The 18,397-nt window shown below is 69.2% G+C and carries 20 protein-coding genes; 1 reads left to right on the top strand and 19 read right to left on the bottom strand.

Annotated features, from left to right (window positions below; translation table 11 throughout):
* A partial coding sequence (locus tag AB0H84_RS53100) for a transposase (RefSeq protein ID WP_357622348.1) occupies positions 1-942 on the top strand: 942 nt, incomplete at its 5' end.
* Between the two features lie 757 nt (positions 943-1,699).
* Here the strand turns inward: AB0H84_RS53100 and dprA are convergent.
* The 19 genes from dprA to AB0H84_RS53005 form a co-directional block, all read right to left on the bottom strand.
* The gene (dprA, locus tag AB0H84_RS53095) at positions 1,700-3,103 is read right to left on the bottom strand and encodes a DNA-processing protein DprA (protein ID WP_357622345.1); all 1,404 of its coding nucleotides are present in this window, start codon (positions 3,101-3,103) and stop codon (positions 1,700-1,702) included.
* Between the two features lie 173 nt (positions 3,104-3,276).
* Positions 3,277-4,812 carry a YifB family Mg chelatase-like AAA ATPase gene (locus AB0H84_RS53090; protein ID WP_357622342.1) on the bottom strand — a complete coding sequence of 512 codons (1,536 nt, stop codon included), beginning with the start codon at positions 4,810-4,812 and terminating at the stop codon, positions 3,277-3,279.
* Positions 4,813-5,166, bottom strand: coding sequence for a YraN family protein (locus tag AB0H84_RS53085; protein WP_357622340.1), 354 nt, complete (start codon positions 5,164-5,166; stop codon positions 4,813-4,815).
* 162 nt (positions 5,167-5,328) lie between these two features.
* The gene (gene katG, locus AB0H84_RS53080) at positions 5,329-7,560 is read right to left on the bottom strand and encodes a catalase/peroxidase HPI (protein WP_357622337.1); all 2,232 of its coding nucleotides are present in this window, start codon (positions 7,558-7,560) and stop codon (positions 5,329-5,331) included.
* Positions 7,561-7,595: 35 nt separating this feature from the next.
* A complete protein-coding gene (locus AB0H84_RS53075) occupies positions 7,596-8,033 on the bottom strand; it encodes a Fur family transcriptional regulator (protein WP_357622334.1) in 438 nt (145 codons plus the stop codon).
* A gap of 200 nt (positions 8,034-8,233) precedes the next feature.
* A complete protein-coding gene (locus AB0H84_RS53070; RefSeq protein ID WP_026215037.1) occupies positions 8,234-8,557 on the bottom strand; it encodes a DUF2469 domain-containing protein in 324 nt (107 codons plus the stop codon).
* 39 nt (positions 8,558-8,596) lie between these two features.
* A complete protein-coding gene (locus tag AB0H84_RS53065; protein ID WP_357622331.1) occupies positions 8,597-9,265 on the bottom strand; it encodes a ribonuclease HII in 669 nt (222 codons plus the stop codon).
* Positions 9,266-9,317: 52 nt separating this feature from the next.
* On the bottom strand, positions 9,318-9,914 hold the full coding sequence (gene lepB / locus AB0H84_RS53060; RefSeq protein WP_357622328.1) for a signal peptidase I: 597 nt from the start codon (positions 9,912-9,914) through the stop codon (positions 9,318-9,320).
* A complete protein-coding gene (gene lepB / locus AB0H84_RS53055; protein WP_357622325.1) occupies positions 9,914-10,774 on the bottom strand; it encodes a signal peptidase I in 861 nt (286 codons plus the stop codon). Before lepB (AB0H84_RS53055) ends, lepB (AB0H84_RS53060) begins: the two co-directional genes overlap by 1 nt.
* A gap of 141 nt (positions 10,775-10,915) precedes the next feature.
* A complete protein-coding gene (gene rplS / locus AB0H84_RS53050; protein ID WP_357622322.1) occupies positions 10,916-11,278 on the bottom strand; it encodes a 50S ribosomal protein L19 in 363 nt (120 codons plus the stop codon).
* A gap of 136 nt (positions 11,279-11,414) precedes the next feature.
* A complete protein-coding gene (gene trmD / locus AB0H84_RS53045; protein ID WP_357622320.1) occupies positions 11,415-12,194 on the bottom strand; it encodes a tRNA (guanosine(37)-N1)-methyltransferase TrmD in 780 nt (259 codons plus the stop codon).
* On the bottom strand, positions 12,194-12,694 hold the full coding sequence (rimM, locus tag AB0H84_RS53040; protein ID WP_357622317.1) for a ribosome maturation factor RimM: 501 nt from the start codon (positions 12,692-12,694) through the stop codon (positions 12,194-12,196). Before rimM ends, trmD begins: the two co-directional genes overlap by 1 nt.
* 65 nt (positions 12,695-12,759) lie before the next feature.
* Positions 12,760-13,005 (bottom strand): RNA-binding protein, encoded by a 246-nt coding sequence (locus AB0H84_RS53035; protein WP_113699978.1) that lies wholly within the window; start codon positions 13,003-13,005, stop codon positions 12,760-12,762.
* A 1-nt stretch (position 13,006) separates the two neighbouring features.
* Positions 13,007-13,447 (bottom strand): 30S ribosomal protein S16, encoded by a 441-nt coding sequence (rpsP, locus tag AB0H84_RS53030; RefSeq protein ID WP_344986838.1) that lies wholly within the window; start codon positions 13,445-13,447, stop codon positions 13,007-13,009.
* A gap of 497 nt (positions 13,448-13,944) precedes the next feature.
* Complete coding sequence (ffh, locus tag AB0H84_RS53025) at positions 13,945-15,492, bottom strand: signal recognition particle protein (RefSeq protein ID WP_357622314.1); 1,548 nt, start codon at positions 15,490-15,492, stop codon at positions 13,945-13,947.
* Positions 15,493-15,549: 57 nt separating this feature from the next.
* On the bottom strand, positions 15,550-16,110 hold the full coding sequence (locus tag AB0H84_RS53020) for an ATP/GTP-binding protein (RefSeq protein ID WP_357622311.1): 561 nt from the start codon (positions 16,108-16,110) through the stop codon (positions 15,550-15,552).
* 7 nt (positions 16,111-16,117) lie between these two features.
* Positions 16,118-16,591 carry a DUF742 domain-containing protein gene (locus AB0H84_RS53015; RefSeq protein WP_357622308.1) on the bottom strand — a complete coding sequence of 158 codons (474 nt, stop codon included), beginning with the start codon at positions 16,589-16,591 and terminating at the stop codon, positions 16,118-16,120.
* Between the two features lie 5 nt (positions 16,592-16,596).
* A complete protein-coding gene (locus AB0H84_RS53010; protein WP_357622305.1) occupies positions 16,597-17,019 on the bottom strand; it encodes a roadblock/LC7 domain-containing protein in 423 nt (140 codons plus the stop codon).
* 61 nt (positions 17,020-17,080) lie between these two features.
* The coding region (locus tag AB0H84_RS53005; RefSeq protein WP_357622302.1) for an ATP-binding protein at positions 17,081-18,397 on the bottom strand (1,317 nt) is incomplete at its 5' end.

The following is an 18,397-nucleotide window of genomic DNA, read 5'->3' as shown; positions in this document are numbered from 1 at the left end:
ATCCGGGACTTCGGCAGATCCCGCGCCAAAGCCCTCAAGGACATCGCCGAACGCCTGCCGGTCCGGCAGCGGGCCGGGATGCCGCGCTTCAAGAAGCAGAACCTGGCCCACCCGAGCCTGAACTACACCCGACGCGGCTTCGGCATCAAGGACGGCCGCCTGCACCTGGCGGGCGGGATCGTGCCGACCGTGGTGTGGTCCCGCGATCTGCCCGGCGAGCCGTCGCCGGTGCGCGTGTACCGCGACAGCCTCGGCCACTGGTACTGCTCGTTCGTCGCCCCCGCCCAGGTACAGCCGCTGCCGGAGACCGGGCGGGTGATCGGCATCGACTGGGGCGTGACCCAGACCGCGACCACCACCAGCGACGACCATGACCTGCCGCACCCCGAATACGGCAAGAAGGCCCAGACCAAGCTGGGCCGCTACGACAAGATGATGGCCCGCCGCAAGCCCGCCAAAGGACAGCCCGGCTCCCAGGGCTACCGCCAGGCGAAGAAGCTGCGCGCCAAGCAGTACAAGAAGGTCGCCCGCCAGCGGGAAGACACCGGCCGCAAGTGGGCCAAACGCGTCGTGCGCGACCATGACGCGCTCGCGGTGGAAGACTTCAAACCCACGTTCCTGGCCAAGTCGAGCATGGCGCGCAAGGCCGCCGACGCGGCCATCGGCGCCACCCAGCGCGCCCTCATCGAGATGGACCGCAAACACGGCCGGGACGTCCGGCTCGTGCACCCGGCGCACACCACCACCGAATGCGCACCGTGCGGAGCGAGAACCAAGCACGCACTACCTCTTTACGAACGTACCTACACCTGCACCGCATGCGGAGCCGTCTCTTGCCGGGACAAGAACTCCGCACGCGTGATGCTGGTCCGGGCTGGTCTGAACCCGGCTGGTGCCGATCGCGTAAGACCCGACAGTCCGCAGGACCGTCAGGCAGCGTGAGCCAGAAATCCCCGCCTTCAGGCAGGGAGCCGTCAAAAGAAGCATCCTTGCCAGCAGCAGCTGGAGCCCACACGACCCGCAATCGCCGCGCAATCGCCACCTCGTGGGGCCACAATCGCCACGCAGCCCACGTCGCCTCGCACCGACCGCGCCTCCCCAAAGCCCCACATCTGACCGCGCCGACGGCGATCAATGGCTGATGGTCGCCGAGCGTCCGGATATAGCGGTGTCGCATGAGGGCGTTCCCGCCCGCCCTTGGCAACAGCACATCGGCGCGCAGTGGCTTCGGTCCGCGCGGTAGACACGTGTGGCACCGAACGCGGTCGGCACGCCCGCCTGCCGGCAGTCCCGGGCCAGAGCCAGTCGAAGGCGCGCCGATGGAGGTCGAGGAACCTGGTCTTTGCAGCCTCGTCTGCAAATCCACCGATTTTCAGGGCCGAGGTGGCGTCCGCGGGAGCGATGTACGCGTTTGAGCTGGTCACAGGCATGACGGCGGAAACGGGGACGGCCATCGCTTGGTCCTTCGAGGGCCTAGGTCGAGACCGAAGGAGACCAGAACGATGGCCGCAAACACAGTGTGCCGCTCGAGTGGTGGCCGGCGGAGCGAATGGGCGACCCGTGACCCCGACTTTGTCGCGGTCCTTCCTGCTCAGGGTCCCAGCGCTGGCCCGAGTTCCTACGACGGAGGCAGCCGGATGTCCTCTTCGGCATCTGGCCTGTGCGCAACAGCACTCCCCCGGGTAAGACCGAGCCGTCTCTAGGCGCGGAAGTCGTCGTCCGGGAACGGGGGTTCGTCGGTCGGGTCGGGCTCCGGGGTGGGCGGCGGTTCCAGGAAGGCGGAATCCGGGGCCTTGCGGTAGGAGGCCGTCTGTTTCCGCAGGCGCCAGCCGCTCGTGGTTCGCTCGATGTAGCCTGCGGCCGCCAGCCCGCCCAGGGCGCTCAAGGCGGTGTCCAGGCTTACGCCTGCGGCGACGGCGATGGACGCGGGGCCTGCGCCGCCGCGGGACGGGATCGCGTCCAGGACCTTGCGGGTGGTCTCGTTGAGTTTGTCTCTGGGGACCGCGGGAGGGCGGGTCTGAGTGGCCAGGTCGTCGCCGATGACGCCTACGAGGTCGATCATCTCCTCTGGCGAGGTGACGCATACGGCTTTGCGTTCGCGGAGGAGTTTGTGGCAGCCGGCCGACATGCCTGACGTGATCGGGCCGGGGACCGCACCCAGATGCCTGTTGAGGGACAGGGCGTGGGCGGCTGTGTTGAGTGCGCCACTGCGCAGGGCCGCCTCCACCACCACCGTGCCTCGCGACAGGGCGGCTATCAGGCGGTTTCTGATCAGGAAGCGGGCCCGGGTGGGATGGACACCGGGTGGGCACTCGCTGATCACGACGCCCTGGTCTCTGACAGCGGCGAACAACGTGTCGTGATCCGCCGGGTAGCAGACGTCCACCCCGCAGGCCAGAACGACCACCGTCGGTGAGCCGCCTGCCAGGGCGCCTCGGTGGACCGCGCCGTCCACGCCGAAAGCGCCTCCCGACACCACGGTCCAGCCTGACTCACTGAGACCGACGCCGAACTCGGCAGCGACGTGGGCGCCGTACGCGGTCGCGGCTCTGGCCCCCACCACCGCGACGGATTTGAGGCAGGAGAAGCGGAGGTCGGCGGTGCCGTGGAGCCACAGGCCCAGCGGGCGGCCCTGGCCTAGTTGGTCCAGTTGGGTGGGCCATTCGGGGCTGCCGGGAATGATCAGTCTTGCTCCCGACTTCTCCCCGGCTTCGAGGTCTGCCGCCGGGTTGGCGGCCGTCAGGCGGGCGTGCCAGGCGTTCACGCGGGCGGTCAGGTCGGGTGGGCGGCCCTGCTGGGCCTCACGAGCTCGCTGGGCCTCCTGGGCGACGAACTCGGGCGGCAGGATACGTGTGCGGATCGCCTCCACTGCCGCCGGTGCACCGTACTGCAGCACCAGGCGGCCCATGATGGGGTCTCCGACGTCGGCGGCCCTCATGAGAGCGGCTCTCGCCGCAGCCTCGGCCTGAGTGGTGGGCGTGGTGCCAGTGCCTGCGCCGGTCCCGGTGGAAGCGTCCCTGGAGGCCACAGTGTCGGCGGCGGTGATGGTGGTGCTGGTGGTGGTGGTGCTGCTGCTGATGCTGGTCCCGGCTGGGGTGGACATGAGAGCTCCTAAAGGGGTGCGGGACTGGAGGCCGTGCGGACTGCGACGCGAGCCGAACAGGGCGGTGAGCGGCGCTTCAGAGGGACGGCGGGGGAGGTGGTGGGTGTCGGGGTCATGACGCCACCCCGGAAGAGGGCGTCGGCGTCATGACCCTCCGGAAGCGGGTGTCGGCGTTATGACTGCACCCCGAGCCAGAAGCCGAGTGCGGCGTTGGTCTCGTCCTGCTCCGGGGCGTCCTTGCCGGCCAGGTCCGCGAGCGTCCAGGCCACGCGTACGACCCGGTCCAGGCCGCGGGCGGTGAGCGCGCCCGAGTCCAGGCAGGACGTCATGGGCTTCATGGCCTCACCGGACGGGCGGTAGTCGGAATGGAGGAGGGCAGAGGGGATCTCGGCGTTGGTCCGCCAAGGGGTGCCGGCCAGGCGTCCGGCGGCCCGTTCGCGGGCCACGAGCACGCGTTCGGCCACCGTCTTGCTCGGCTCCACGAACTGGCGGTCGGCCAGGAGCTCGCGTCTGGACGAGCGGGCCACGGTGACCTTCATGTCGATGCGGTCGAGCAGCGGGCCGGAGAGCCTGCCCAGGTAGCGGCGCCTGATCGTGGGGGTGCACTTGCAGCTCTCGCCCTGGTCCTCCGATTGGGCGCAGGGGCAGGGGTTGGCCGCCAGCACCAGCATGAACCTCGCCGGGAACGTGACCGAGCCCGCCGATCGGGAGACCGTCACGCGGCCGGACTCCAGCGGCTGCCGCAGCGCGTCGAGCACGTGGCGGGGGAACTCCGGGGCCTCGTCCAGGAAGAGCACGCCCCTGTGGGCGAGGGAGACCGCCCCGGGGCGCACGGTCGCGCTGCCGCCGCCGATGATCGCGGCCGACGTCGCCGTATGGTGCGGGGCGACGAACGGGGGTCTGCTCATCATGGGGGCGTTCGGCGGCAGGACGCCCGCGACCGAGTGGATGGCCGTGACCTCTAGGGCATGGTCGAGCTCCAGGTCCGGCAGGAGGGTGGGCAGGCGCTCGGCCAGCATGGTCTTGCCGGTGCCCGGCGGGCCGAGCATCCACAGGTTGTGGCCGCCTGCGGCGCACACCTCAAGGGCCCGGCGGGCGACCGGCTGGCCGACCACGTCCGCCAGGTCCACCGACGGGTCGATGGCGGCCCTGAGCGGCTCCGCGCCCTCCTCGGCCCGAGGCTCCGGGGCTTCCTCTCCCTTGCGCAGCCACTCCACGAGCTGGCGCAGGTGGGACACCGGGACCACCTTGACGTTGGGCACGAGGCCGGCCTCGGCTGAGTTTCCCGAGGGGACGACGACGGTGACCTCCCCGTGCTCGGCCGCGCCGAGGATGGAGGGCAGCACGCCGCGTACGGGCCGGATGCGGCCGTCGAGGCCGAGCTCGCCCAGGAAGAACGGCTCCGCGATGCGTTCGGCGGGAATCACTCCGGCGGCGCTCAGGATCGCCACCGCCACGGCCAGATCGAACTGCGAGCCCCGCTTGGGGAGGCTGGCCGGGAAGAGGCTGACGATGATGCGGGCGTCCGGCCAGGGGTAGCCGCTGTTGACCGTGGCGGATCTGACCCGGTCGCGGGCCTCGCTGAGCGCCGTGTCGGGCAGGCCGATGAGGTGGATGCCCGCCAGGCCGTTGCCCACGTCGGCCTCGACCTCGACGACGCGGCCCGTGACTCCGACGACGGCTACGCTGCGGGTGCGGGCCACGGCCATCTAGCTCGCCCCCCGTACGTGCTTGAGGGCGAAGTCACCGGCGAAGCGCTCGAGGGCGATCACATCCACCCGTACGGCGTCGAACGTGCGCGGCTGCGTGGCCAGCCATCTGGCGGCGAGCATCCGCAGCCGGGCCAGCTTGGCCCGGCTCACGGACTCCAGGGCGGTGCCGTGGGATCTGCCCGATCGGGTCTTGACCTCGACGACGACGAGGTCGGGGCCGTCTTCGGCGATGATGTCGATCTCACCGTGGCGGCAGCGCCAGTTACGGCCGATTATCTTCATCCCCTCGGCCTCCAGGTAGGTCACGGCCACCTGTTCGCCCTGTTTGCCGAGGTCCTGCTTCGCGGCCATGTGCCCCCTCCATCGGGTCCGCTCCTGGTCAGGCACTGACCTTCGCGGATGAGGGGTGGCGGAGAAGGGGCCGAACGACGTTCTGGGGATGAGCGGGTCGGGCTTGCCCCTCGGTTGTGGACAACCCAGGCCGGCCGGCGCGGGCCGGCCTGGACGTCATGATCACACGAGGTCGAACCGGTCCAGGTTCATGACCTTGACCCACGCCGCGACGAAGTCGTTCACGAACTTCTCCTTCGCATCGTCGCTCGCGTAGACCTCAGCGAGCGCGCGCAGCTCGGAGTTCGACCCGAAGACCAGGTCGACCCGGCTGCCGGTCCACTTGACCTCGCCCGTGGCGGCGTCGCGGCCCTCGAACGTGTTGGCGTCCTCGGACGTCGACTTCCACGTCGTGCCCAGGTCGAGCAGGTTGACGAAGAAGTCGTTGGTCAGGGCCCCGGGCGTCGTGGTGAAGACGCCGACCGGCGACTGCCGGTGGTTCGCGCCCAGGACGCGAAGTCCACCGACGAGGACCGTCATCTCGGGGGCGCTCAGGGTCAGCAGGTTCGCCCGGTCGAGCAGCAGGTACTCGGCAGGCAGGCGGTTGCCCTTGCCGAGGTAGTTGCGGAACCCGTCGGCGACCGGCTCGAGCGCGGCGAACGACTCCACGTCGGTCTCCTCCTGCGAGGCGTCCACGCGACCCGGCGTGAAGGGCACCTGGACGTCGAAGCCGGCGTCCTTGGCGGCCTTCTCGACGGCCGCGCCGCCGGCGAGGACGATCACGTCGGCGAGCGAGACCTGCTTGCCGCCCACCTGGGCGCCGTTGAACGCCTTCTGGATCCCCTCCAGGGCGCCCAGCACCGTCGCCAGCCGGTCGGGGTCGTTGACCTCCCACCCGCTCTGCGGCTGGAGGCGGATGCGGGCACCGTTGGCGCCGCCGCGCTTGTCGCTGCCGCGGAAGGACGAGGCCGAGGCCCACGCGGTGGACACCAGCTCGGACACCGACAGGCCCGAGGCGAGGATCTGGCTCTTGAGCGAGGCGATGTCCTCAGCGTCGACGAGCTCGTGCGTCACCGCGGGGAGCGGGTCCTGCCACAGCAGCGTCTCCGCCGGGACCTCGGGGCCGAGGTAGCGGGCGACCGGGCCCATGTCGCGGTGGGTCAGCTTGAACCACGCGCGGGCGAAGGCGTCCGCGAACTCGTCGGGGTTCTCGAGGAAGCGCCGCGAGATCTGCTCGTAGATCGGGTCGAACCGGAGCGAGAGGTCGGTCGTCAGCATCGTCGGGGCGTGGCTCTTCGACGGGTCGTGCGCGTCGGGGACGGTGCCGGCTCCGGCGCCGTCCTTCGGCCGCCACTGGTGCGCGCCCGCGGGGCTCTTGAAGAGCTCCCACTCGTAGCCGAACAGGATCTCGAAGAAGCTGTTGTCCCAGGTGGTCGGGGTGTTCGTCCAGATGCCCTCGAGACCGCTGGTGATCGTGTCTCCGCCCTTGCCGGTGCCGAAGGAGTTGCGCCAGCCGAGGCCCTGCTCCTCGATCGGGGCAGCCTCGGGGTCGGGGCCGACGTGGTCGGCCGGGCCCGCACCGTGGGTCTTGCCGAACGTGTGGCCGCCCGCGATCAGGGCGACCGTCTCCTCGTCGTTCATCGCCATCCGGCGGAACGTCTCACGGATGTCACGGGCCGCGGCGAGCGGGTCCGGGTTGCCGTTCGGGCCCTCCGGGTTGACGTAGATGAGGCCCATCTGGACCGCGCCCAGCGGGTTCTCCAGCTCCCTGTCACCGGTGTAGCGCTCGTCACCGAGCCAGGTGGTCTCGGGGCCCCAGTAAACGTCCTCGTCGGGCTCCCAGACGTCCGCACGGCCGCCGGCGAAGCCGAAGGTCCTGAAGCCCATCGACTCCAGGGCGACGTTGCCGGCCAGGATCATGAGGTCGGCCCAGGAGAGCTTCTGGCCGTACTTCTTCTTGACCGGCCACAGCAGCCGGCGGGCCTTGTCGAGGTTGCCGTTGTCCGGCCAGCTGTTGAGGGGCGCGAAGCGCTGCTGGCCCGCCCCGGCGCCGCCGCGGCCGTCGCTGATCCGGTACGTCCCCGCGCTGTGCCACGCCATCCGGATGATGAACGGGCCGTAGTGTCCGAAGTCGGCCGGCCACCAGTCCTGCGAGGTCGTCAGCACCTCCGCGATGTCCCGCTTCACGGCCGGCAGGTCGAGGCTCTTGAACGCCTCCGCGTAGTCGAACTCCTCACCGAGGGGATTGGCCACGGCGGGGTTCTTGGCGAGGATCTTCAGATTGAGCCGCTCCGGCCACCACTGGCGGTTCCCACCGCCCTGAGTCGGGTGCGGGGCGCGCGCGTGCGCGACCGGGCAACCGTCTCCGCCCTCCGTCTTCGCGTCTGTGACGATTGCGTCATGGTTTTCGGACATGGGAATCCCTCCGGGCTATGCGGATCACGGGGTGCTCAGGAAGTGAGTGCGGCGGAACAGTCGGGGCACAGGCCCCAGTAGATGACCTCGGCCTCGTCGATCGTGAAGCCGTGGTCGTCGGACGCGGTCAGGCAGGGCGCATGGCCGACCGCGCAGTCGACGTCGGCGACGACGCCGCACGACCGGCACACGACATGATGGTGGTTGTCCCCGACGCGTCCCTCGAACCGGGCCGGGCTGCCGGACGGTTCGATGCGGCGTACGAGCCCCGCCGCGGTGAGCGCGTGGAGCGCCTCGTACACGGCTTGAAGTGAGACATGACCTACGCGTTCGCGCACCCCGGAGGCGATCGCCTCGACATCGAGGTGGTCACCGTCCCGGACGGTCTCGAGCAGCGCGACACGGGCGGCCGTCACCCGCAGGCCCGCCTCGCGCAGCTCCTCGGCAGTGTTCGGAGAGGTGGGCGCCGTCATGACGCCGTACCTGACTTCATGAACACGAATGATACAAGAGATTGAATGATTCAAGTCTAGCACCACGCCGCTCAGTGACATGATCTACACGGAGAGCGACGGCAGCACAGCATGTTAGAGAAGCCTCGCGAGGCAGGTGAAAGGCCGCCGGGAGAGCGTGGAGGCGTCCCCCAGGGCGGAAGTTCGAGCAGCCGGGGCGCTTACCCCGAGAAGCCCTCCTTGGGCATCTCCAGGTCGGCCTTGGCCAACTCCTCCACGTTCACGTCCTTGAACGTGACCACCCGCACGTTCTTGACGAATCGCGCCGGTCGATACATGTCCCACACCCAGGCGTCCTGCATCTTCACGTCGAAGAAGACATCGCCGTTCTCCGCGGTACGGACGTCCAGATCGACCGAGTTGGTCAGGTAGAACCGCCGCTCAGTCTCCACCACGTATGTGAACAAACCGACGACATCCCGGTATTCGCGGTAAAGCTGCAGCTCCATCTCGGTTTCGTACTTTTCGAGATCCTCTGCGCTCATCGCGGTCCTCCTGTCGTACCGGTCCCCCGGTTTGCCTGGTCAGGCAACCCCGGCCCCCATTTCATTTTCACCCATCTCCCTCGCCACCGTGACGAAGGAGTAACGGTGATCAGGACACGGACCGTGCGTTTCCAGCGCCAGCCGATGTCCTGGTGTGACATACCCCTTGTGCTCCGCGAAGCCGTACTGCGGGTAGCGCTCGTCGAGCGTGACCATGAGGCGGTCTCGGGTCACCTTGGCCACGATCGACGCGGCCGCCACGCACGCGGCCACCTGGTCCCCCTTCCACACGGCCAGCGACGGCGCCGGCAGCCCGGGCACCGGGAAGCCGTCCGTCAAGATGTACTCCGGATCACAGGGCAACTGTGCGACAGCGCGCCGCATTCCTGAAACGTTGCATTTGTGCAGACCTTTAGCGTCGATCTCCCCCGGCGGGATGATCACGAGTCCGACGTGGGAGACGCGCACGATCTGGTCGTAGAGGCGCTCGCGCACCGCCGGGCTCAGCAGCTTCGAGTCGCCGAGGCCGTCGATCTGCCTGCGCAGGATCACGGCCGCGACGACGAGCGGCCCCGCGCAGGCGCCGCGGCCGGCCTCGTCGACGCCCGCGATGGGGGTGAGGCCGCGGCGGGCGAGCGCCCGCTCATAGGCGTAGAGCCCGGAATCGCGCCGGACGACACTCGGTCGGGGGCGGAACGCAACTGTCATGACAGAGGCAGCGTACGCCCCATACGCCGCGAACCGCGACCGGAAGCGACCGCTACTTGACCTTGTCGAAGGTGTCAGGACGGGAGAAGAGATAGCCCCGCGACAGCGGCCAGTAGCGCACCACGGCCTTGCCGATCACGTCGTTCTCCGAGATGAACCCGCCCCCGGGCTCGTCCATGTGTGCCCGCGAGTCGGCCGAGGCGCTGCGGTGGTCGCCCATGAGCCAGAGCTTGCCCGCGGGCACCGTGACGTTGAACTTATCGCCGGAAGCGTAATCATTGGGGAAGAGGTAGGACTGCTCGTCCAGCGGGGTGCCGTTGACGGTGATGCGCTTCTTGGAGTCGCAGCACACCACCTTGTCGCCGCCGACGCCGATGACCCGCTTGATGGTGTCCTCGCCGGTGGTCCAGCCCTTGAACACCACGATGTCGCCGCGCTCGGGCTTGCCCGCGAGCTTGTTGACGAAGACCCGGTCGTTGATCAGCAGAGTGTTCTCCATCGACTCCGACGGAATGTAGAAAGAGCCGATCACGAACGCCTGCAGCAGCAGCGCGATGCCCACGCCCAGCACCAGCAGCAGGACGGTCTCGCGGAAACCGCCCTTCTTCTTCTCTTTCCCCACGCCCTCCGCCTTCTTGGTGACGGCCATCAACGCCTCCTGCCGAGCCAGCGGCGACGCACCAGGATCAAGGGTACGGCGAACGCGAACCCGGCGAGCATCGGCACGGAATCTCCGAGCGCCTGAAGCGCCGGTTGCGCGAACGTGTCGGGAATGTCGATCGAGGTCGCCCGATTGAAGGGCCAGACGATCACGAAGGCGCGCCCGACGACCTGACTCACCGGGATGGAGCCCCCACCGGCGTCACCGGTGTGGGAGCGGGAGTCGAGCGAGACCGACCGGTGGTCGCCCATCACCCACAGCCGCCCGTCCGGCACCGTGATGTCGAAGAACCTGTCGGACGGCACGTTGCCCGGATAGAGATAGCTCTCCTCGTCGATGGGCGTGCCGTTGACCGTGATGCGCCCCTTGGAGTCGCAGCACTTGACGTGGTCGCCCCCGACGCCGATGACCCGCTTGATGTAGTCCTTCTCGCCGGGCACGAGGCCGAACGCCGTGCCGACCCACCGGAAGAATCCCGAGACCGGGTTGGACGGCTCCTCCATCTGGAACTCGCCGTCCCAGGAGTCGACGCCCGAGAACACCACCACGTCGCCGCGCTCGATGTCACGGGTGTGGTAGACGAGCTTGTTGACCAGGACCCTGTCGTTTTTCAGCAGGGTGTTCTCCATCGACTCCGACGGAATGTAGAAGGCCTGGACCACAAACGTCTTGATGATCAGGGCCAGCACCAGTGCGACGACGACAAGAACGGGAAGTTCTTTCCAGAACGACCCCTTCTTCTCCTTTTTCCCATCTTTTGCTGGCTTCTGAGTCTCTTCGGCGACCACGTCCACCTCGTCCTCGACAGGGCGGCGCGCAGCGCCGTGCTCCTGGCTCTCGCTAGTCATCGCTGACGAGCCTAGATGATGCGTCGGCTCGACAAGCCCGGACCGACGTTACACCCATGCACGAGTCGCTCCGCATAAAGGAAACGGCCCGCAAAGCCGAATGGCCCGCGCCAAGGCGCGGGCCATCGGGAAAAGACCAGGTTACTTCGCGGCCGTGGTGTCGCGCTTCTCGCGGATGCGGGCGGCCTTGCCGCGCAGGTCACGCATGTAGTAGAGCTTGGCGCGACGCACGTCGCCGCGGGTCACGAGCGCGATCTTCTCGATGACCGGGCTGTGCACGGGGAAGGTGCGCTCGACGCCGACGCCGTAGCTGACCTTGCGGACCGTGAAGGTCTCGCGGGCGCCGCTGCCCTGCCTGCGCAGCACGAAGCCCTTGAAGACCTGGATACGGGAGCGGTTTCCTTCGACGACTCGTACGTGGACCTCGAGCGTGTCACCGGGGCGGAAATCCGGCACGTCGCTGCGCAGGGTCGCCTTCTCGAGCTCCTGGATCTTCGTGTGCATGAGAGCTGTCCTCAAGTCCTCGTGAGCACGCGGAGGTCCACCCGGCCGTGGCTCGCGGCGGACGCGCTTGCTGATCTGGTGTGCCCGGGACCGTTTCCCGGGCATGACGAACCAACCACATGAGGTTGGCAGCGATTCAGTTTGCCATATCTTCGCGCCCGACGCGAAACGAGAGCTCCTCCAGGAGCTTTCTGTCGTGCTTGTCGAGCGTCTCGGGGTCGAGCGCCGCCGCAAGCTCCGGCCTGTTCAGCACGGTACGGCGCAGCGCCTGATCCCGCCGCCATCTGGCGATTTTTCCGTGATGTCCGGACAGCAGCACGTCGGGCACCTCATGCCCCCGCCAGACGGGCGGCTTGGTGTAGACAGGACCTTCGACCAGATTCCTCATGGAACCGGGCGCGAAGGAGTCGTCCACGACCGACTGGGCGTTGCCGAGCACGCCGGGCAGCAGCCTGCCGACGGCCTCGACCATGACCAGCACCGCCACCTCGCCCCCGGCCAGCACGTAGTCGCCGATGCTGACCTCGTCCACGCGCAGCCGCGAGCCGTACTCGGCCATGACCCGCGAGTCGATGCCCTCGTACCGCCCGCACGCGAACAGCAGCCACGGCTCCCCCGCCAGCTCCTGCGCCAGCTCCTGCGTGAACGGCCGCCCGCTCGGCGTCGGCACGATCAGCCGCGGCGCGCCGTCGCCGATCACGTCGTCGACGGCCTCGCCCCACACCTCGGGCTTCATGACCATGCCGGGACCCCCGCCGTAGGGGGTGTCGTCCACGGTCTTGTGCACGTCGTGGGCCCAGTCGCGGAGCTGGTGCACGCGTACGTCGAGCGTGCCGCGCTCGCGGGCCTTGCCGATCAGCGACACGTCGAGCGGCGCGAAGTACTCGGGGAAGATCGTGATGATGTCGAGCCGCATCACAGCAGGCCCTCTGGCGGATCGACGACCAACCGGCCCGCCGCCAGGTCGACCTCGGGCACCAGGGCCTTGACGAACGGGATGAGCGCCTCGTCCGCCCCGCTCCGCCGCACCACCAGGAGATCCTGGCCGTGGTGGAGGACGTCGGTGACCTCGCCCACCGGCTCGCCCGATGTGGTCTCCACCGCCAGGCCGATGAGCTCGTGATCGTGGAACTCGTCGGGGTCGTCGGACGGCGCCACCTCGGCCGAGTCGATGACCAGCATGGTGCCCCGCAGCTCCTCCGCCGCGTCGCGGTCGTGGACGCCCTCGAACGCCAGCAGCAGGATGTCCTTGTGCCGGCGGCGGCCCTCGACGACGAGCGGCCCCCTGTCGCCGGGGTCCGTCGTGATCGACGCGCCCACGGCGAAGCGCAGCTCGGGATCGTCGGTGAGCACCTCGACGGTCACCTCACCGCGTACCCCATGTGGACGGCCGATCCGGCCGACAACCAGCTGCAACGTGAACTCCTAACGCAAGCGCCCCCATCGGCCGTCAGAGCCGATGAGGGCGCGGAAACCTGACGCTAACGGACTGTTTCGTGCAGATCGAGCAGATCGACCCGCACGTACTTCCCGTCGGCCAGGGCGTTCACAACGGTGCGCAGCGCCTTGGCGGTGCGCCCGCCGCGTCCGATGACCTTGCCCAGGTCCTCGGGGTGCACCCGGACCTCCAGGACGCGCCCGCTGCGAATGCGGCGTGCGCGGACCCGGACATCGTCTGGATGTTCGACGATGCCCTTCACGAGGTGCTCGAGAGCCTCCTCGAGCACGTCAGGCCTCGCCCTCGGCCTGGGTCTCGGCGGGGGCCTCGGCCTCTTCCTTCTTCTTGGCCTTCTTCGGCGTGGTGGCGGCCGTGCCGGTGTCGCCACCGGACAGCGCCTCCTTGGCCGCGGCCTCGTAGAGGGCGTGACGGTCGGGCGCGGGCTCGGCGACCTTCAGGGGCGCCGGAGCTGCCTCGCCCTTGAACTTCTGCCAGTCACCGGTGAGCTTGAGCAGCTTGAGCACGGGCTCGGTCGGCTGCGCGCCGACACCCAGCCAGTAGGCCGCACGCTCAGCGTTGACCTCGATGCGCGAAGGGTTCTCCTTCGGGTGGTACAGGCCGATCTCCTCGATCGCCCGGCCGTCACGCTTGGTGCGGCTGTCGGCGACGACGATGCGGTATTGAGCGTTGCGGATCATTCCGAGCCGCTTGAGCTTGATCTTGACTGCCACTGGTGTGGTCTCTCCTGCATTCGGGCGTGGGTGAACGGCATCTCGCCGAGTGGGGCACGACGGGACGACGCTCCAGGGACAGGCGCGTCCGGCGGGAGGTGAGAGGGCACCCGCCTGGTCACGGTGTTCCAACATGCCATTGTGCCAGATCCACGGCACTGCCATTGACGTCCTGTACGGCGCGCCGCGCGGTCCGTGCCCGAACGCCTCGCGCCCGAACGCCTCCCGCCCGAACGCCTCCCGCCCGAACACCTCGTACCCGACGTCACGAACGTGGACGCCGCCGGACACACCTCATCACGGACGCGGGCGACCGACCACGCGCGGCGGCCCGTGCGAGGGCGTGGCGCCGAGGTGCCATCGCTCGCGCAGCGGCCGTTCAAACGGCCACAAGACAGGCCCGGGGGAACAGCGGCACGCCCCGGAAGATGGAGCCCCCGGGAGGCGAAACAGCCGGAAGGGCGGGGCCGCCGGGAGATGGAGGTCCCGGCGGCGCTCTACTTCTGGCCGGGCAGCCGGAGCTTGGAGGGGTCGAAGCCCGGCGGCAGCTCCACGCCCGGCGGCAGCTTGCCACCGAGGTTGCCGAGCACGCCACCCTTCTTGGGCTCGGCGGCGGAGGCGTCGGCGGGGGCCTTGCCGAGCGCGGCCTTGCGCGGGTCGCCGCTGACGCGCCGCCCCTTCTTGGCCTTCTTCTGCGCCTTGGCCGCCTTGCCACGACCGCCCGGCATGCCGGGGATGCCCATGCCGCCCGCCACCCGCTTCATCATCTTCTGCGCCTCGAAGAAGCGGGTGACGAGGTTGCTCACGGCGGTGACCGAGACGCCGGAGCCGGCCGCGATGCGGGCCCGGCGCGAGCCGTTGATGATCTTGGGGTCCTGCCGCTCGCCGGGCGTCATCGAGCGGATGATGGCGGCGATGCGGTCGAGGTCGCGGTCGTCGATGGAGTTGATCTGGTCGCGCATCTGCCCCATGCCGGGCATCATGCCCAGCAGGTTTTTGATGGGCCCCATCTTCTGGACCATCATCATCTGCTCGAGGAAGTCCTCGAGCGTGAAGTTCTCGCCCGAGGTGAGCTTGCCCGCCATCTTGGCGGCCTGCTCCTCGTCGAACGTCTTCTGGGCCTGCTCGATCAGGGTGAGGATGTCACCCATGTCGAGGATGCGGGAGGCCATCCGGTCGGGGTGGAAGGCGTCGAAGTCTTCCAGCTTCTCGCCCATGGAGGCGAACATGATCGGCCGGCCCGTGATGTGCCGGACCGAGAGGGCCGCGCCACCCCGGGCGTCGCCGTCGAGCTTGGTCAGCACGACCCCGTCGAAGCCGACGCCGTCCATGAAGGCCTGCGCCGTCGTGACGGCGTCCTGACCGATCATGGCGTCGACCACGAACAGGACCTCGTCGGGCGAGACCGCGTCGCGGATGTCGGCGGCCTGCTTCATCATCTCCTGGTCGATGCCCAGGCGGCCGGCGGTGTCGATGATGACGATGTCGTGCTGCAGGCGCTTGGCCTCGTCGACCGACCTGCGGGCGACCTCGATCGGGTCGCCCACGCCGTTGCCCGGCTCGGGTGCGTAGACCGCGACCTGGGCGCGCTCACCCACGACCTGGAGCTGCTGGACGGCGTTGGGCCGCTGCAGGTCGGCGGCGACGAGCAGGGGCGTGTGGCCCTGCTCGCGCAGCCACTTGGCGAGCTTGCCCGCCAGGGTCGTCTTACCCGAGCCCTGCAGACCCGCGAGCATGATGACGGTCGGCGGCGTCTTGGCGAAGCGGAGCCTGCGGGTCTCGCCGCCGAGGATCGCGATCAGCTCGTCATTGACGATCTTGACGACCTGCTGCGCCGGGTTGAGCGCCTGGGAGACCTCGGCGCCGCGGGCACGCTCCTTGACCTGGGCGACGAAGGCCTTGACCACCGGGAGCGCGACATCGGCCTCCAGCAGGGCGATGCGGATCTCGCGGGTGGTGGCGTCGATGTCGGCATCGGACAGCCGGCCTTTGGACCTGAGGGAGGAGAAGACCGATGTCAACCGGTCGGAAAGCGTCTCGAACACGTGGTTGGCCAGTCCTCGAAGCGAATGAACGTCTAAGACTCCAGCCTATCCGCTCCGCTAGCCGCTCCAGCCTGGCACGGCCATGCGGACCGTGAGAGCGTGCTCGACCAGGTTGATCAGCGCGCTCTTGACCGAGTCCTTGGAGCGGGCGTCGAGGCGCACCATCGGGATGTGCGGCGCCAGGGTGAGCGCGTCGCGCACCTCGGCGTCGCTGTGCGCGTAGACGCCGTCCCATCCGTTCACCCCCACGATGAACGGCAGCTGGGCCTCCTCGAAGTAGTCGATCGCCGGGAAGCTGTCGGCGAGACGGCGCGTGTCCACGAGCACGACCGCGCCGATCGCGCCGCGTACCAGGTCGTCCCACATGAACCAGAACCGGTGCTGTCCGGGCGTGCCGAACAGGTAAAGGATCAGGTCGCGGTCGAGCGAGACGCGACCGAAGTCCATGGCAACGGTCGTGGTCGACTTCAGCGGCGTCATGCCCAGGTCGTCGATGCCCTTGGAGGCGTCGGTCATGACGGCCTCCGTCGTCAACGGCATGATCTCCGACACCGCGCCGACGAACGTCGTCTTGCCCACCCCGAATCCGCCGGCGACCACGATCTTCGTCGAGGTCAAACCGGGGCTAGAGCCTGCGAAGTCCACTGAGCACCCTTTCCAGCAGGTTGACGTCCGGCCTACCCGCATCCAGCTGCGGCTGATGCACCCGAACGAGGCCTTCCGCCGCCATATCCGCGATCAGAACACGCACCACACCGAGCGGGATCCGCAACAGCGCCGAGACCTCGGCCACCGACCTGACCTGCAGGCACAGCTGGCTGATCGCTTTGTACTCGGGGGTGATGTGCGAGAACTCCCGGTGCTCGGCGGTCGCCGAGGACACCAGTGCCTCCATGGCCAGCTTGACCTTGGGCGCGGTACGCCCGCCCGTGACGGCGTAGGGCCGTACCGGCGAGGCGGGGTCGGCGCTGGTGGGAGGCGGTGTGGGAGGAGGCTGCCAGCTCGGCGGTGGTGGCTGCCAGCTCCCGCTGTTCTGGGAGTCCCAAGCACCGCTGTTATGGGAGTCCCAGCCGCCGCTGTTCCATCTGGGGTCTGTCACTTACATCACCTGGTCTGGCTGGCGCGCAGTTCGGCCCGCACAGCCGGAGTCAGCACCTGACCGGCGCGATCAACCATCAGCGTCATCTGGTACGCCACCAGCCCCATGTCACAGTCCGGGGCCGCCAGCACCGCGAGGCACGAGCCGTCGCTGATCGACATGGTGAGCATCAGCCCGTGCTGCATCTCCACGATCGTCTGGTTGACCGCACCGCCCTCGAACACCCTGGCAGCCCCCTGCGTCAGGCTCACCAGGCCCGACGCGATCGCAGCCAGCTGATCGGCCCGGTCGGCCGGGAAACCCGACGAAGCCGCCAGCGGCAACCCGTCGGACGAGACGACCACCGCGTGCGCGACCCCCGGAACGGTGCTGACGAAGTCGGTGATCAGCCAGTCCACCCCGCGTGCCGCATGGCTCAGATCGTTCATACGCCCTCCTTCCGCATGAACGACAGTCGGCTCTCTTTGATCGGCCGCTCGCGTTGCTCGCTCATGCGCCCTCCGTACCGTCACTCCTGGAGCCGGACCCGTACGTCCTGCCCTCGCTGATGTCATCGCGCGCGGCGCGGAAGCCCTGCTGGAAGCTGGAGAGCCGGCTGCGTACCCGTTCCGGCGAGACCGACGGCGTGGGCGCGACCCCCTTCGGGGCCGACACGGTGTCGGCGGAGCCGGGCACCAGGTTCGCCTTAGGCACCCGCTTGGGCAGACCGGCTGCCGTCGAGCCGTCACGAACCGGCTCGACCACGGCCTGGGCGGCGCTCCAGCCGGCGTCGGCCTTGGCGGAGCCCCAGGTCGCGCCGCTCTCGACACCGTGGTCGAACCAGGCCGATTCGACCGAGGCGAAGATCGGCAGGTACTCGTCCCCCGCCGAGGCCGGCTTCACCGCGGGGATCGGGCCCGTCGCGGCCGATTCGGTCTCGGGGAAGTCGTAGCGCTGCTGCGGGGGCAGACCCTTCTCGGCGGCGCGCGACCAGGGCCGCGGGTCGTCGGGCAGGGCGCCGCGCTTGGGCAGCGCGGTCTCTCCGGTCATCGGCGCGCGCGAGGAGACCCAGACGTCCGAGGCGGCCTCATTCGAGGCCATCCAGTTCGGCTGCTCGGCCGGCCACTGCGGGGCCGACGGCCAGACGCCGCTCGGCACCGGCTCCGACGGGTACGACGGATATGAGGGGTGCGCGTTGCTGGGGTAGGAGGGGTGCCCCGGACCCATCTGGTAGCCCCCGGACGGCCATGGACTGGCCGAGGCCGGCTGCGGCGTGGGGAACGCCTCCTGGGCCGGCTGGTTGGCGGGCGTGGAGCCGGCGTACGACGGCGCCGCCCCCAGCAGCGACTCGGGGATGAGCACCATCGCGGTCAGGCCGCCCGTGCCGTGCGGGCGCAGCTGCACCCTGATGCCGTGCCGGTGCGCCAGCCTGGCGACCACGAACAGGCCCATGCGGCGGGAGACGGACACGTCCACGGTGGGGGCGTCCATCAGCCGCTGGTTGGCCTCGGCAAGCTCCTCCTGCGTCATGCCGATGCCGGAGTCGCTGATGGAGAGCATGATGCCGCCGCCGTCGATCCTGCTGCCGGAGACCGGCACGCGGGTCTCGCGGGGCGAGAACGACAAGGCGTTCTCGATCAGCTCGGCGAGCAGGTGGATGACGTCGTTGACGGCCTGGCCGGCGATGGAGACGCCCTCGGGGACCTCCAGGACGACCCGCTCGTAGTTCTCCACCTCCGACAGGGAGGCGCGGGCCACGTCCACCAGCTTGACCGGCTGGCTCCAGCGGCGCGGCGGATCCTGGCCCGCCAGCACCAGCAGGTTCTC

This window comes from Nonomuraea sp. NPDC050786 (assembly GCF_040654115.1).
Classification (GTDB): Bacteria; Actinomycetota; Actinomycetes; order Streptosporangiales; family Streptosporangiaceae; genus Nonomuraea.
This window is presented reverse-complemented; position numbering and strand designations above follow the sequence as displayed.

Excerpts from the sequence above, each read along its gene's own strand:
- dprA (WP_357622345.1), bottom strand. The coding sequence starts at position 3,103 with ATGTCCACCCCAGCCGGGACCAGCATCAGCAGCAGCACCACCACCACC.
- AB0H84_RS53090 (WP_357622342.1), bottom strand. The coding sequence starts at position 4,812 with ATGGCCGTGGCCCGCACCCGCAGCGTAGCCGTCGTCGGAGTCACGGGC.
- AB0H84_RS53085 (WP_357622340.1), bottom strand. The coding sequence starts at position 5,166 with ATGGCCGCGAAGCAGGACCTCGGCAAACAGGGCGAACAGGTGGCCGTG.
- katG (WP_357622337.1), bottom strand. The coding sequence starts at position 7,560 with ATGTCCGAAAACCATGACGCAATCGTCACAGACGCGAAGACGGAGGGC.
- AB0H84_RS53075 (WP_357622334.1), bottom strand. The coding sequence starts at position 8,033 with ATGACGGCGCCCACCTCTCCGAACACTGCCGAGGAGCTGCGCGAGGCG.
- AB0H84_RS53070 (WP_026215037.1), bottom strand. The coding sequence starts at position 8,557 with ATGAGCGCAGAGGATCTCGAAAAGTACGAAACCGAGATGGAGCTGCAG.
- AB0H84_RS53065 (WP_357622331.1), bottom strand. The coding sequence starts at position 9,265 with ATGACAGTTGCGTTCCGCCCCCGACCGAGTGTCGTCCGGCGCGATTCC.
- lepB (WP_357622328.1), bottom strand. The coding sequence starts at position 9,914 with ATGGCCGTCACCAAGAAGGCGGAGGGCGTGGGGAAAGAGAAGAAGAAG.
- lepB (WP_357622325.1), bottom strand. The coding sequence starts at position 10,774 with ATGACTAGCGAGAGCCAGGAGCACGGCGCTGCGCGCCGCCCTGTCGAG.
- rplS (WP_357622322.1), bottom strand. The coding sequence starts at position 11,278 with ATGCACACGAAGATCCAGGAGCTCGAGAAGGCGACCCTGCGCAGCGAC.
- trmD (WP_357622320.1), bottom strand. The coding sequence starts at position 12,194 with ATGCGGCTCGACATCATCACGATCTTCCCCGAGTACTTCGCGCCGCTC.
- AB0H84_RS53010 (WP_357622305.1), bottom strand. The coding sequence starts at position 17,019 with ATGAACGATCTGAGCCATGCGGCACGCGGGGTGGACTGGCTGATCACC.